Here is a 14,090-nt window from a genome sequence, read left to right as displayed (position 1 = left end):
CCCCATTCCTGCTTTTATGCCGTCTTTCGTACACCGCGTTGCACGCCCTGAAGACCTGCCCGTCATTGTCGGGATTTACAACTCCACCATCGCCTCGCGCGAGGTGACGGCCGATACCGAGCCGGTCACGGTGGCGTCCCGGCAGCAATGGTTTGACGATCACGATCCGGCCCGTCGGCCGTTGTGGGTGATTCATGAAGAGAATCACAGCGGCCCGGTGATAGGCTGGATGTCTTACTCGAACTTCTATGGCCGTCCGGCGTACTCGGGTACGGCTGAGGTGTCGATTTATATCGCTGAAGACTGGCGCGGCAAGGGGCTGGGGCGGTATTGCCTCGAGCAGGCGATTGAGCATGCGCCGAAGATTGCCGTGCATACGCTGCTGGGATTCATTTTCGGGCACAACGCGCCGAGCCTGGCGTTGTTCAAAAAATATGGGTTCGAAGTCTGGGCGAACTTGCCGCGGGTGGCGAATCTGGATGGTATCGAGCGCGACCTGATTATCCTGGGCAAGCGGGTCGCGTAACTCCCATTCCGTTCTGCTCGGCATGGATCCCCGCATTCGCGGGGATGACGGCGAACCGCGCCGCGATCGGCGGAGGGCTCAAGCCGGGTGGCGCCATCGCGTACAATAACGCCATGTACATCGATTCCCATTGCCACATCAATTTCCCGGAGCTGGCTGCCCGGATGCCCGAAATCCTTGCCAAGATGGCCGAGAACCGGGTGACCCACGCGCTCTGCGTTTCCGTCGACCTGCCCGATTTCCCGCAAGTGCTCGCGCTGGCCGAGCAGTATCCGAACATATACGCTTCCGTCGGAGTGCATCCCGATTACGAGGACACGCCCGAGCCGAGCGTCGACCAGCTGGTCGAGCTGGCCAACCATCCGAAAATCATCGCGATCGGCGAAACAGGCCTCGATTATTACCGGCTGGAAGGCGACCTCGAATGGCAGCGCGAGCGCTTTCGAACCCACATCCGGGCTTCAAGAATCACCCGTAAGCCTTTGATTATCCACACGCGCGCAGCCAGCGAAGACACCATCCGCATCATGCGCGAAGAGGGCGCGGGCACCGACAAGGGCGGCGTCGCCGGGGTCATGCACTGCTTCACCGAATCGCTGGAAGTGGCGGAAGCCGCGCTCGAAATGGGCTTCTACATCTCGTTCTCCGGCATCGTCACCTTCAAGAGCGCCAAGGACCTGCAGGCTGTCGCCCGTGCCGTCCCGATGGAGCGCATCCTGATCGAAACCGACTCGCCTTACCTCGCCCCGGTTCCGCACCGCGGCAAGATGAACGAGCCCGGCTTCGTTTGCCATGTTGCCGAGTATCTGGCGACGCTGAAGGACGTTCCGCTCAGCCACGTCGCCGAGCAGACGACGGAAAACTTCTTCAATCTATTCAAGGCGGTACGCTGAGGACTTCATGCTGAACCTGCGCCGGCCAATGCACTTAATGTTCTTTCTCATGCTGTGCATGGGCGTCGCGCGCGGCGCAGGCGCGGACGACTTGTCCCACTACTTTACCCTGGTGCAGGTCGATAACGCGAACGCCGTGAAGGCACAGATCGCGAAGGGCGTCGACGTCAACGCGCGCGATCCGCGCACGGGCGAGACCGCGTTGATCGTCGCCTTGCGCGACGATTCCATGAACGTTTTCAACGCCTTGATGGATGATCCTCGCGTAAAGCTTGAGCTGGAAGCACCCAACGGCAACACCGCATTGATGATGGCTGCGTTCAAGCGCAACAAGCCGGCCGCGCTGGCCTTGCTGGAACGCGGCGCCAAGGTCGACCGCGCGGGCTGGAGCCCCTTGCACTACGCCGCCGCCGGCGACGCCGCCGACATCGCCCGCATCCTCATCGGCCGTGGCGCCGCGCTCAACTCACCCGCCCCTGGCGGGCTGACTCCCTTGATGATGGCAGCCCGCGAAGGGCAGGAATCCGCGGTCGCCGTGCTGCTGGAAGCCGGTGCGAACACGTCGCTGACCAGCTCTGACGGCCTGACCGCCGCCGATTTCGCCGAACGCATGGACAAACCGCGCATCGTCAAAGCCATCAACGCGCATCGTCGGCCGGGCAAACGCGTTCGCTAGTTTCGTCTTGGCAATTCCCGAACTGGCATGGAAACACTGCCCACCTCGCCGCATGGGACGAGGCGAATGTTGTCGATAATGGCATCGTCACATCGCCAGGAACGAAAAGGAAACCATGCGGAACGAAAGCGAAATCGAGAGCTGTTATCTGGGGCAATTTATCCCCGTCCATTACCACCACAATATGTTGATGGACCAGAACCGCATGCACGGGTTTAAGTCGGCGATCCATTACGCCGTACGTCCAGGACATAAAGTGCTCGAACTGGGCGGCGGCACCGGCGTGCTGTCGTGGTTCGCGGCGGCAAAGGCCGACAAGGTCTACTGCGTCGAGTTCAATCCGGACATGGTCAAGGAAGCGCGCAAGATGATGGCGCTGAACCCGAACGGCCACAAGGTCGAGGTCGTCCACGCGGACGCATTCGAGTACCTGCCGCCCGAGCCGGTCGATGTCGTGATCTGCGAAATGATCCATGTCGGCATGCTGCGCGAAAAGCAGGTCCAGGTCATCGAGGCGTTCAAGATCCGTTACCTCGAGCGTTTCGGCGGCCCGCTGCCGGTGTTCCTGCCGGAAGCGGCGATCATGGCTGTCCAGCCGATGCAGGTCGAATACGATTTCGAAGGCTTCTACGCGCCAATCGTCCAGTTTCACGAGACCAATGTGATTCACCCAGGCACCATCGACATGGCGCCGCCAGCGGTTTACAGCATTCTCGATTTCAGCCAGCCGAACGATCCGCAGATCGCCTGGGAAGGCGAATTCGTCGCCGGCAAGAGCGGCACGGTCAACGCACTGCGCTTCATCACCAAGAACATTCTTGCCGTCGTGCAGGAAGAGGGCAGCACGATCGACTGGCTCAACCACTACATGAGCCTGCCGGTGGCGACGCCGGTGGCGGTCAAGGCCGGCGATGTGGTGCAGGTAAGCTTCTCCTACCGCGCCGGCGGCTCGCTGCCTTCGCTGGAAGCGACGATGCGCGTTTCCGTGGCACAGGACATGGTCGCCACGCCAGTGCATCTCAACACTGCCCGCGCTTAAATCGCATGCAGCAATCGCCCGGCCATCTCGCCGGGCGCCTCGGCGCCCCCCCGGTTTTCCTGACAATCGCCGCCGCCAACCGGTAAAATGCCGGTTTGACCGACCACTATCGACTGTCCCACATGGAAAACATTGACCAGCGTTACCTCGTCCAGCAGAACAAAATCAGCGACGGCGACACCAAACCACCTGTGTTCGCGAAAGTAATGCGCAGCAAGGAAGGCAAGTTCGAAGGCGTTTCCTTTATCAAGAACAAGGAAAAGGCCACGGTCCTCACCGTCGCCGAAGCGCAGGAAGCCATCGACTGGGCCACCAAACGCAAGCCCAACGCGCACGAATACAGCACCCGGATCATCTGCCTGGGCCAGTAAGGCCAGCTTAGCCGTCTATCCCCGGTTTTTGCATTCTTGTCGCTTCCACACGCAGCTGGTCGCATGGGCGTTGCCCGCGCTTGGCTGCTGACGTACTGTATGCACACTCGATCTCTTTCCCTTCGGAGTGTGCAATGTTTAGTTTCCTGGTGTGGTTGCTTGTCTTGTTCCTGTGCTGGCCGCTTGCGCTGCTCGCCCTGGTGCTATGGCCGGTCGCCTGGCTGCTGACCCTGCCGTTTCGCCTGATCGGCATCGGCGTCGAAGCGGTTTTCGAGCTGCTGCGCGCCATCGTGCTGCTGCCCGCGCGTATCCTCGGCTCGGGGCCGGGCCGATAACCCTTCAATGTGGGTGACTTAACAGACAGAACTGCCGGCCTTCTCCAAAGTAAGGAAACGGATCCCGCTGATCGGATGGCGTGGTCCGCCTTTCTTTTATAGGAGTTCAGCATGCGCTTGGATATCTACCGCAGGGCCGAGACGGACGGCAATTTCCAGTATCTCGCAGTTCCGGAGACCCGCAACATCCCCGAAGAAGCAACCAATACCGACTGGCAGGTGGAGGCGAGGGCTGTGGAAGTCGACGATGACGCCACCCAGATGCCCGATTACGACATCCAGCGCCTCACAGAGCAGCTTTCCGAAAAGGGCTACGCAGTAACTTCCTCCGTCCACTAATCATCCGCCGCAATGAAACTTACCTTGATTAAGCACGCTGTCATCGTCGCGGCCATCGCGGCCCTGGCTGGCTGTGCTTCGACCACAAGTCCCGGCGCAGTCGATGTCGATCGCAGGCAATTACTGATTGTTCCGGCTGAACAGCTCGAACAGATGGCGCAGGTAAGTTTCAACGAGCAAAATGAAAAGGCGCGGGCGGCGGGCAAGCTCGTCACCCAGGGCGCCGAATACGAGCGCCTCCGGCGCATCGCGGCGCGCCTGCAGCAACAGGCGCCGGTGTTCCGGCCCGACGCCGCCAACTGGAACTGGGAAGTGGCGCTGATCGATTCCCCCGAGCTGAACGCATCGTGCGCGCCAGGCGGCAAGATCACCGTCTACACCGGCATCATCCGCTCACTCAACCTGACCGACGACGAGATCGCGATGGTTGTGGGCCACGAAATCGCCCACGCCCTGCGCGAACACGGCCGCGAAAAGGTATCGCAGGCAATGGCGCAAAACCTGATCGGCTCGGTCGTGCTGGGCGCATTGCAGACCACCGAGACGCAGGCCAAAATGGCGAGCCAGGTTGCCGATGTGATGCTCACACTACCGAATTCACGTAAGAACGAATCCGAGGCGGACAAGATCGGCCTCGAACTCGCGGCGCGCGCAGGGTTCAATCCCGCGGCGGCCGTCAGCGTCTGGCAAAAGATGGGCGCGGCAAGCAGCGGCGACCGTCCGCCGCAGTTCCTGTCAACCCATCCGGCTAACGAATCCCGCATCGCGGACCTGACCCGCATGCAAGCCGCCGTTGCGCCGCTGTACCAGGCGGCAAGCAAGCAATAGGCGAACAGGGCAGGGGTTCCCCGAGGCACAAGGAACGCGCGTGCAACCGTTTCTTTTTGCAACTGGCATCGAGAACAGCTATCCCGTCATAGCTTTGCCGGACGGCACGCGCCACCGCGTCGACGAAATGGCGAAGACGGGCCATTACGAGCGCTGGCGGGAAGATTTCGCGCTGGTGCAGGGCCTCGGCATCGATGTTCTGCGGTATGGCCCGCCGTATTACGCCACCCATCTCGGACCCGGCCGCTACGACTGGGACTTTGCCGACCAGGTCTTCCCGGAACTGAAGCGCCTGGGCATCGCGCCGATTGTCGACCTCTGCCATTTCGGCGTCCCAGACTGGATCGGCGACTTCCAGAATCCTGACTTTCCCGCCCTGTTTGCCGAATACGCCGGCGCATTCGCCCAGCGCTTTCCCTGGATAACCTTGTACACACCGGTGAATGAGATCTATGTCGCTGCGAATTTTTCCGCGCGCTACGGCATGTGGAACGAGTGCCTGGCATCCGATGCCGCCTTCGTCACCGCGACCAAGCACCTGGTCAAGGCGAACATCCTGGCCACCGAAGCGATCGCGAACGTCCAGCCGAATGGCCGCTTTATTCAAAGCGAATCGTCGGAATATTTCCACGCCGTCGAACCTGCCGCGATTAAAGTCGCCGACCACCTGAACGAGCTGAGGTTCCTTGCGCTGGACCTGAATTACGGCTACGACGTGTGCGGCACCATGTACGAGTACCTGATGGATAACGGCATGACGCGTGAGGAATACCATTTCTTCCTCGACCGGAATGTCAGGGCCGTCTGCATCATGGGCAACGACTACTACGCTACCAACGAGCACATCGTTTATCCGGACGGCAGCATGTTTGTCTGCGAAATGTTCGGCTACTACGTCATCACGAAGCAATACTACGACCGCTACCGGTTGCCTGTGATGCACACTGAAACCAACAACCGCGACGACGCGCGGCTTGAGAAGGACGGCCGCGTCTGGCTGGAGCAGCAATGGTCGAACGTTCTCCGCCTGAAGAACGACGGCGTGCCGATCGTCGGCTTTACCTGGTACAGCCTCATTGACCAGGTCGACTGGGACAGTTTGCTAACCGAAAACAGCGGCCATGTGAACCACTACGGACTGTTCGACCTCGACCGGCGGATCAGGCCGGTTGGCGAGGCTTACCGCGAGCTGATCAAAACGTGGTCGGGCCAGGTCAACAGCGGGCTGATGTGCCTGCGCAAATAGAGGGGGCGTATGGAATTACGCGACCGGGTGGCGGTGATTACCGGCGGTACCGCCGGCATCGGCGAGGCGATCGCACGCAGGTTTGTGGAGGAGGGCGCTCGCACGGCAATTATTGGGCGCAACGACGACGCCGGGCGGGAAGTCGAAGCTAAACTAAAGGCGCTGGCAGGGCGCCTGGGCGTCGGCGACTGCAGTTTTATCCATGCCGATGTCGCCAATAGTGACGAGGTGCGCAACGCGGTTTCGGATATCGTCAAACGATGGAAGTCGATTGACGTGATGGTCAACAATGCCGCCGTCATGGCGACCGGTCCGTTGATTGACATGGACGAGGCGGAATGGGGGCATACGGTAGCAGTGAACATGCGCGGCCCGTTCTTGATGGCAAAGCACGCCATCCCGCACATGCCGCAGGACAGTTCCATCATCAACATTTCGTCGGTTCACGCAATCGCTACGGACACCCACAGCACGGCATATTCTGCAAGCAAGGGCTGGCTTGAAGCGTTCACGCGCGGACTCGCGCTTGAATGCTACGAACGGCGCATCCGGGTGAATGCGCTGAGACTGGGCGCGGTGGATACCGAGATGCTCTGGAATAATCCGCAGGTGAAGTCGGGCGAAGAGACGATCGACAAGCGCGAGGTTGGAAAGCCGTCAGAGGTCGCAGAAATTGTGTTATTCCTGGCGTCGCACAAGTCGAGCTTTATCTCAGGCAGTGTCCTGACAGCGGACGGCGGCCGACTACCGATCTTGGGAAGCCACAAACAAGAAAGAGACCGATGCTGAAGAAGGCTGAAGACGAAGTCAGTAACTCTCCCGCTCAACTGATCGACGCGAAAATTAAGGAACTGGGCGATTGGCGCGGCCCGACGCTCGCGCTGATTCGGAAAATCATCAAGAAGGCCGATCCCGAGGTGATCGAAGAAGTAAAGTGGCGCGGGGTCCCGGTGTGGGAACACGCTGGAATCATTTGTACCGGTGAGACGTACAAAAGTGCGGTGAAGATGACTTTCGCCAAGGGTGCCTCCTTGGACGACCCTTCGGGCCTGTTCAATTCCAGCCTCGAAGGAAACACCCGGCGCGCCATCGATCTCCATGAAGGCGAAGCGGTTGACGAGGAGGCCCTGATCGCCTTGATCCGCGCCGCCGTGGCCCTGAACAGATCCACAGCTGCGAAGCGGCCGGTGGCCAGGCGCAAACCCGCGCCAGGCCATCCTTAAATACGAGCGTTTGCTGTCCGGTTAAGCCTGTCACGCGTCACCGCGGCAACGTCTTTCAGCCAGGGATGAGCCCCGTGCCAGTTGCGGGCAAAGGACTCGATCTGCTGCTTGTGACGCAGCGTCGATCCCAGCATGTCCAGGCCATCGATGAACATGCTGCGATGGCGCTAGCACCGGAAAGAAAGCCGGACGGATCGACGGGATGGCGACTTATATTGGTGATGTAGGAACAGGCTTACGCGCACCCCGACGGTATGGGGCCGGTCATCAGCCTATGCTGTAAGGCTAAAAGAACGGATAATGCTGTCTAAGCGATTTTGCGCACTATTTTGGAATTCCCCCATGGAAATTAAGGTCAACTTTCTCGATAAGCTTCGTCTTGAAGCCAAGTTCGATGATTTCACGGTGATCGCCGACCAACCGATACGTTACAAGGGCGATGGCTCGGCGCCGGGTCCGTTTGACTACTTTCTGGCCTCATCGGCCCTGTGTGCGGCGTATTTTGTGAAGTTGTATTGCGTAACCCGCAATATTCCTACCGAAAATATCCGCCTGTCGCAAAATAATATTGTTGATCCGGAAAACCGTTACCAGCAGATTTTCAAGATTCAGGTTGAGTTGCCGGCGGACATCTCCGACAAAGACCGCCAAGGTATTTTGCGCTCCATCGACCGTTGTACGGTGAAAAAAGTGGTGCAAGCCGGCCCCGAGTTCGTGATTGAAGAGGTAGCGAATTTAGATGCCGATGCTCAGGCGTTGCTGATGGTGAATCCGGCTTCTGAAGCGAGCACCTATATTGCGGGCAAGGATCTGCCGTTGGAGCAAACCATTGCCAATATGTCGGGCGTTTTGGCGGACCTGGGCATCAAGATTGAAATTGCTTCGTGGCGCAATATCGTTCCCAATGTGTGGTCGCTACATATCCGCGATGCGCACTCGCCGATGTGTTTTACCAATGGCAAGGGAGCGACCAAAGAAAGCGCGTTGGCGTCGGCGTTGGGAGAGTATATCGAGCGACTGAACAACAACCATTTCTACGCCGGTACGTTTTGGGGCGAAGACTTCGCCAACGCGGCGTTCGTCCATTACCCGAACGAACGCTGGTTCAAACCTGGCCTTAAAGATGCGCTGCCGCCTGAAATTCTGGATGAGCACTGTCTGGAAATTTACAATCCCGATGGCGAGTTGCGTGGCTCGCACCTGGTCGACACCAACTCCGGCAATGAGCAGCGCGGTATCTGCTCGCTGCCGTATGTTCGGCAGTCGGACGGCGCGGTGGTGTATTTTCCGTCCAACCTGGTCGAAAACCTGTACGTCAGTAATGGCATGAGTGCCGGGAATACGCTGGTCGAGGCGCAGGTGCAATGTCTATCAGAAATTTTCGAACGGGCGGTCAAACGCGAAATTCTGGAAGGCGAAATCGCATTGCCCGACGTGCCGCAGGAAGTGCTGGCGAAATATCCTGGCATTCTGGCCGGCATTCAGGGGTTGGAAGAGCAGGGCTTTCCGGTGCTGGTGAAGGATGCGTCGCTGGGAGGCGTGTACCCGGTGATGTGCGTCACCTTGATGAACCCGCGCACAGGCGGTGTGTTTGCATCGTTCGGCGCGCACCCAAGCTTCGAGGTGGCGCTGGAACGTAGTCTGACGGAATTGCTACAGGGTCGTAGTTTTGAAGGTTTGAACGATTTACCTCAGCCCACCTTTGCAAGCGAAGCCGTGACTGAGCCAAATAACTTTGTTGAACACTTCATTGACTCCAGCGGCATCGTGTCGTGGCGCTTTTTCAGCGCCAAAGCTGATTACGATTTTGTTGAGTGGGATTTTTCTGGCCAGGGTGAAAACTCCAATGCCGAGGAAGCCGCGACCTTGTTCGGCATTCTCGAAGACATGGGCAAGGAAGCGTACGTGGCGGTGTATGACCAGTTAGGCGCAATTGCCTGTCGGATCTTGGTGCCGGGTTATTCGGAAATCTATCCGGTAGAAGATTTGATCTGGGATAACACAAACAAAGCGCTGTTGTTCCGGGCCGATATTTTGAACTTGCATCGCCTGGACGACGCCAGCCTGGAAGCACTGCTTGAGCGTTTAGAGAACAGTGAGCTGGATGATTACGGCGACATCGCCACATTGATCGGCGTCGAATTTGACGAGAATACGGACTGGGGCCAGCTGACAACTCTGGAGTTGAAGCTGCTGATTCATCTGGCCTTGCAGCAATTTGAAGAGGCGCATGAGCTGGTCGGAGCCTTCCTGCAGTACAACGACAACACGGTCGAGCGCCGATTGTTTTATCAGGCCTTGAATGTGGTGTTAGAGGTGCTGCTGGATGACGCCTTGGAGCTGGACGATTACGCGGCCAATTTCCGCCGGATGTTTGGCAATCCTCGGATGGATGCAGTGATGGGGTCGGTGGACGGCAGCGTGCGCTTCTTCGGTTTAACGCCAACGAGTACGAAACTGGAGGGGCTCGATAGGCACCAGCGCCTGATCGACAGCTACAAAAAATTGCACATGGCACGGGCCAATGTGGCGGCTACCTCCAGCTAGGGTTACGAGCATCATGTAACCGGCCGCTGGGTAGCGCTAACAACTCAGCGGCCGGCATATTATACAAAACGGTCCTTAAGCGATTAAAGCGACTTCAGGAACGCCAGCAGGGCCTCACGGTCCGCCTTGGACAGGGTTTCGAAGCGCTGGCGGGCGCGAGCCGCCTCACCGCCGTGCCAGAGGATGGCCTCGGTGAGGTTTCGGGCGCGACCATCGTGCAAGTAACCTACTTTAGCGTTGCTGCCCATGACCTTCTCGGTATAGCCGATGCCCCACAACGGCGACGTACGCCACATGCTACCTTTGGCTTGACCCTCGACAAGCTTGTCGGCAAGGTCCGGACCCATGTCGTGCAGCAGTAAGTCGGTGTAGGGCCGGATGGTCTGGTTGCGCAGCTCGGCGAACAGGTGCCCTGGTCCAGTTTTCATCTCCACGGTGTGGCAGGCCGCACATCGCATGCCCTCGAAGACCTTGGCGCCGGAACGCACCTGTAGCGGATCGACGCGGTGTTCATCCAGCGGTGCCACGCCCTTGGGGAAGCCGCTGGCAACACTGCGTTGGGCCGGCACGCCCACCAGCGCAAGATAGCGCGAGATCGATTGCAGATCGGACTCCGAGATGCCCTTCTGGGCCCCGGCGGAAGCGCAGCCGGCAGGGTCGGTGCTGCAGGACCGGTTGGGGTAGACGGGCGAGGTCACCGCCATGTCCGCCAGCAGCGCGGCAGCGGTCTGTTGGCGCAGCGTCGCCTTGGTCGCCTTCCAGCCGAAGCGACCCACGCGGACGGCACCAGTCTCGGGATCGAAGACATAGTTGGCCTGGCCCATGACGCCATCACCGTCCGGTGTCGAGCGGGCGCGCGCGAGGATATCCGCTTCAGGTACGGCTTCGAGCAAGCCAGTGCCAATCATGGGCTGGGCGGCACGCAGCGAAAAAGTATCCGGCACCGGACCGTCGAACGCCAGCGTTGGCTTGCGCAATTCGACGATCGTGCCGTCTGCAAGCTTTACTGAACGGCTCTCGAATCCCCCCACACGAACGCTGTTGCCCCAATCTTGCGAGGCGCCAGTGGCCGACAGCGTGTTCATCTGAACCGCGCTGCCATACTGCGGATGCGGCAGTTGCTGCCCCGTAGCGCCGGTAGCCGCAACCCGGACGGACATGCTGTCAAGCCGCTGGTTCAGGGAGCTTGGGCCTGGGCTGCGGCCGTTGTTGACGTGGCAGGCGATGCAGGCGGACTGGTTGAAGCGCTGCCCCCGCAGTCCCACAGCTGGCGTGTAGCGCTCATTGCCTGGCTCGTTGTGCTCGCCGGTCGCGAAATTAGTATGAACCAGCCGCCGGCCTTCGACGAAACGTTGCATATTCTGCATGCCGATATTGGTGTGCGGCTGCTGGAACATGAACGACCCATTGTCCGTGTAGTCATAGGACACCGAGCCGACGCCGCCCGACAAAGTCTCCGCCGGAAGCGGCACCGAGTTAAGACGTGGCTGCACTCCGTACCAGGGCCGGAGACCCGTGCCCACCACGTACATAAATTCGGATGAGTAATAGCGGATACCGCCGTTGTCACCCTTGGCCTGCATGGCATTGGTCGTGGAGAACATGGACGGCGATACTTCGATGACGTCACCAGCGACGAGGGGACGCGCCGGGATATTCCTGCCATTCGGGAAGCCACTGGCGTCGAGATCACCATGCCCCGGGTACTCCTTGACCAGCAGGGTACAGGCGCCGTTGATTCCATTGGCGCTGGCCAGTTTGCCGTTGGCAGGGTAGGGTACGGGCTTGCAAATGGAGACGTTGCGATCGACGAGCTCGCCGGGGTTCATCCAGCCATAGCCTGTCACGCCCGGCCGGTCGAACGCGCGGAAGAACGCCACGCCGCCAGGCAGGAAGTCCACGGTGTTGTACTGGTTAACAGTCAGCGTCGGCTTAGTCACACCCGCCACGCGGCTATTGTCGATGATCTCGAAGCCCCAGGTACGGTTCTTGAAGTAATTCGGCACGAAGGTCAGGTAATTGCCTGGCCCTTTGTCCACTGCAAGACCCGTCACCGGATCGACTGTCTCGTTGGGGCCATAGCCGATTTCATTCCATTCCTCGCCACGCTCGCGACCGTGACGGGCTAAGCCGCGTGCGCCGAATCGGGTGACCAGCGTGCCGTCGGACAGCGTGAACTGCAGCGTTTCGAGCGGCTCGACCGATGTGGGCAATGGCGCCCACCCGTTGCCGTTGGCGGGGAACTGCAGCGCCGACGTGGCGGCGTTAAGCACCGTGTTGTCGCTGCCGGGTGTTTTGAACTCCACCTCGAAAAGCGAGTAGCCATACTGTGTGGCTCGGGCCACACCCTGCAGTCGGATGTAGCGGGCATTGGCGCCGAGATTGAAAAATTCCTCGGTGCCCCCCTGGCCATTGGTCACGTAGCGTAGTTGCGACCAATTCTGACCGTCATCCGACACGCGCAGCGCGTACTGCTTTCCGTAGGAGTTCTCCCAGAGCAGCTTTATATAGCCGATCTGCGTCCTGGTGCCGAAGTCGAATTGGATCCAGGCCCCGTCCTCGAACGAACTGGCCCAGCGGGTCGTCGGTTTGCCGTCGATCGCCAGTGCGGCGGACAAGCCTGGGTTTTCCAGCGCGGAGGAGCTGGTCGCCACCGGCTTGACCGACACGCCGGGCTTGCTGGTGTCGATCGGACCGGGCGCCGGTGCGGGGTCCGGTTGGGGCACCGGTTGCGGTGCGACCGGCGTGCCCGAGAACGCCTGGATCTCGAGGATGGAATAGCCGTACTGCGTCGAGCGCTTGACGCCCTTCATACGCAGATAGCGGCCCTGGCCTGAGAGCCCGCCTATGTCTTCGGTGCCGCCCTGGCTGTTGTCGACAGCCTTGATCGTGGTCCAATTCGTATTATCGTCGGAGACTTGCAAGAGGTATTGAACAGCGTGGGCGTTCTCCCAGTCGATGCGCACGCGGCTGATGAGCTCGGATTTCCCGAAATCCAGCGTCAGGTACTGGTCGTCGGAGAACTCGCTGCTCCAGCGCGTGCTTTCGTTGTGGTCGATCGCCGCAGCGGCGGACAAGTCGCCACGTTCTGACGAACTAGCGCCGGCGCTTACCGGCGTGAGCGGGATTTCTGCCGCCTTGCGCGCGGACATCGAGTTGGACATAGCAAGCAAAACGTTCTGGGATCCAGGGACTGTGGACTCGCCGCCCCCGCCGCCGCAGGCTGCCAGCAACAACGTCAGGGCGAACGGCAGCCCTCGTGTTGAACGATTGCGTAACTGTTCTAAGCTCGATCGATGCCGATATGGCGCTTTGCTCATGGTCTATCCCTTTGCTTTTGGTTCGTCACTGGTACATCCCGTTGCTTGCGCGCCTTGGCCGCCTCGTCGTGCGTAGCTTCGATAGGCCGGTTGGTGTGACATTCTGCTAACGCAGCCGGGCTGAACACGTGCTGATGGCGATTGGCGACTGGCGCCACCTCATCAACTGCGCGTAGACTTATCTATAAGCAAATGTCATACCAGCAATATTGAGGCAGTTTTCGTGTCATATCGATGCAAATAGCATAATTTAATGCCATTTTTCAGGAAAAATGCTGACGTTTTTCGTCATCGGGGTGACACTTTCTGCTGATGCGCCGTGACCAAACGGAGCTTCGAGATGTTCCAGTACCGACAGACTCTGGTGCGCATGCGCCAGGGCGATTCGGACCGGGAGGGGCCCGGTCTACGCCCACGGGGCGCAAGAAGATCGCGCAAGCGGCGAGGTGGCGAACGCGCGCGGGTGGCTCGCCATCGGCACCGATCTGCCCAGTAGTCATGCGTTAGAATTTTCTCGAGGATGAGTGCGCTGGCCTTATAGCCAGGACTGGCCCGTGAAGACTTCGCGGCATAGAGACATCGGAAAGTTGGATTAACATTGCCGAGCTTTGAAAGTTGAGGGTAATCCCCCCATTTTTAGAGCACGCTAAAAGTAGAGGTTAAGCGGCAAGTGCCAATTTCTGTTTTGGCGTAATACCGCCGAGTGCCATGTTGGGCCGGTCGTGATTGTAGGTCCACAGCCAGTTG

At 59.6% G+C, this 14,090-nt stretch carries 14 protein-coding genes; 12 read left to right on the top strand and 2 right to left on the bottom strand.

The window, feature by feature from the left end; translation table 11 throughout:
* The first annotated feature begins 16 nt into the window (after nt 1-16).
* From HHL21_RS20860 to HHL21_RS20810, 11 genes are all read left to right on the top strand, one after another.
* Nucleotides 17-526, top strand: a complete 510-nt coding sequence (locus HHL21_RS20860) for a GNAT family N-acetyltransferase (protein ID WP_169469509.1) — start codon at nt 17-19, stop codon at nt 524-526.
* A gap of 113 nt (nt 527-639) precedes the next feature.
* On the top strand, nt 640-1,419 hold the full coding sequence (locus HHL21_RS20855) for a TatD family hydrolase (RefSeq protein WP_169469561.1): 780 nt from the start codon (nt 640-642) through the stop codon (nt 1,417-1,419).
* Nucleotides 1,420-1,456: 37 nt separating this feature from the next.
* Entirely contained in the window at nt 1,457-2,095 is a 639-nt protein-coding gene (locus HHL21_RS20850; protein ID WP_169469507.1) for an ankyrin repeat domain-containing protein, read from the top strand.
* Nucleotides 2,096-2,210: 115 nt separating this feature from the next.
* A complete protein-coding gene (locus HHL21_RS20845; RefSeq protein WP_169469505.1) occupies nt 2,211-3,134 on the top strand; it encodes a class I SAM-dependent methyltransferase in 924 nt (307 codons plus the stop codon).
* Nucleotides 3,135-3,256: 122 nt separating this feature from the next.
* Complete coding sequence (locus tag HHL21_RS20840; protein ID WP_169469502.1) at nt 3,257-3,505, top strand: hypothetical protein; 249 nt, start codon at nt 3,257-3,259, stop codon at nt 3,503-3,505.
* A 134-nt stretch (nt 3,506-3,639) separates the two neighbouring features.
* Complete coding sequence (locus HHL21_RS20835; protein ID WP_169469500.1) at nt 3,640-3,840, top strand: hypothetical protein; 201 nt, start codon at nt 3,640-3,642, stop codon at nt 3,838-3,840.
* 111 nt (nt 3,841-3,951) lie between these two features.
* Entirely contained in the window at nt 3,952-4,179 is a 228-nt protein-coding gene (locus HHL21_RS20830) for a DUF6139 family protein (protein ID WP_169469498.1), read from the top strand.
* Nucleotides 4,180-4,203: 24 nt separating this feature from the next.
* Nucleotides 4,204-5,007, top strand: coding sequence for a M48 family metallopeptidase (locus tag HHL21_RS20825; protein ID WP_308640262.1), 804 nt, complete (start codon nt 4,204-4,206; stop codon nt 5,005-5,007).
* A 40-nt stretch (nt 5,008-5,047) separates the two neighbouring features.
* Complete coding sequence (locus HHL21_RS20820; protein ID WP_370659775.1) at nt 5,048-6,253, top strand: family 1 glycosylhydrolase; 1,206 nt, start codon at nt 5,048-5,050, stop codon at nt 6,251-6,253.
* Between the two features lie 9 nt (nt 6,254-6,262).
* Nucleotides 6,263-7,042: an SDR family NAD(P)-dependent oxidoreductase gene (locus HHL21_RS20815; RefSeq protein ID WP_169469494.1), complete on the top strand. Its 780-nt coding sequence runs from the start codon at nt 6,263-6,265 to the stop codon at nt 7,040-7,042.
* The gene (locus tag HHL21_RS20810; RefSeq protein WP_169469492.1) at nt 7,036-7,476 is read left to right on the top strand and encodes a DUF1801 domain-containing protein; all 441 of its coding nucleotides are present in this window, start codon (nt 7,036-7,038) and stop codon (nt 7,474-7,476) included. Before HHL21_RS20815 ends, HHL21_RS20810 begins: the two co-directional genes overlap by 7 nt.
* On the opposite strand, the gene HHL21_RS20805 is transcribed toward HHL21_RS20810, so the two are convergent.
* Nucleotides 7,473-7,631 carry a hypothetical protein gene (locus HHL21_RS20805; RefSeq protein ID WP_169469490.1) on the bottom strand — a complete coding sequence of 53 codons (159 nt, stop codon included), beginning with the start codon at nt 7,629-7,631 and terminating at the stop codon, nt 7,473-7,475. The two genes, HHL21_RS20810 and HHL21_RS20805, sit on opposite strands and share 4 nt — an antisense overlap.
* A gap of 187 nt (nt 7,632-7,818) precedes the next feature.
* Between HHL21_RS20805 and HHL21_RS20800 the strand changes: the two genes are divergently transcribed.
* The gene (locus HHL21_RS20800) at nt 7,819-10,023 is read left to right on the top strand and encodes an OsmC domain/YcaO domain-containing protein (protein WP_169469488.1); all 2,205 of its coding nucleotides are present in this window, start codon (nt 7,819-7,821) and stop codon (nt 10,021-10,023) included.
* 83 nt (nt 10,024-10,106) lie between these two features.
* Here the strand turns inward: HHL21_RS20800 and HHL21_RS20795 are convergent, their stop codons facing one another.
* Nucleotides 10,107-13,187, bottom strand: coding sequence for a di-heme oxidoredictase family protein (locus tag HHL21_RS20795; protein ID WP_370659776.1), 3,081 nt, complete (start codon nt 13,185-13,187; stop codon nt 10,107-10,109).
* Nucleotides 13,188-14,090: the final 903 nt, after the last annotated feature.

This window comes from Massilia polaris, assembly GCF_012927275.1.
GTDB lineage: Bacteria > Pseudomonadota > Gammaproteobacteria > Burkholderiales > Burkholderiaceae_D > Telluria_A > Telluria_A polaris.
The sequence above is the reverse complement of the archived record's forward strand: the minus strand, read 5'-3'. Positions and strand labels throughout refer to the sequence as shown.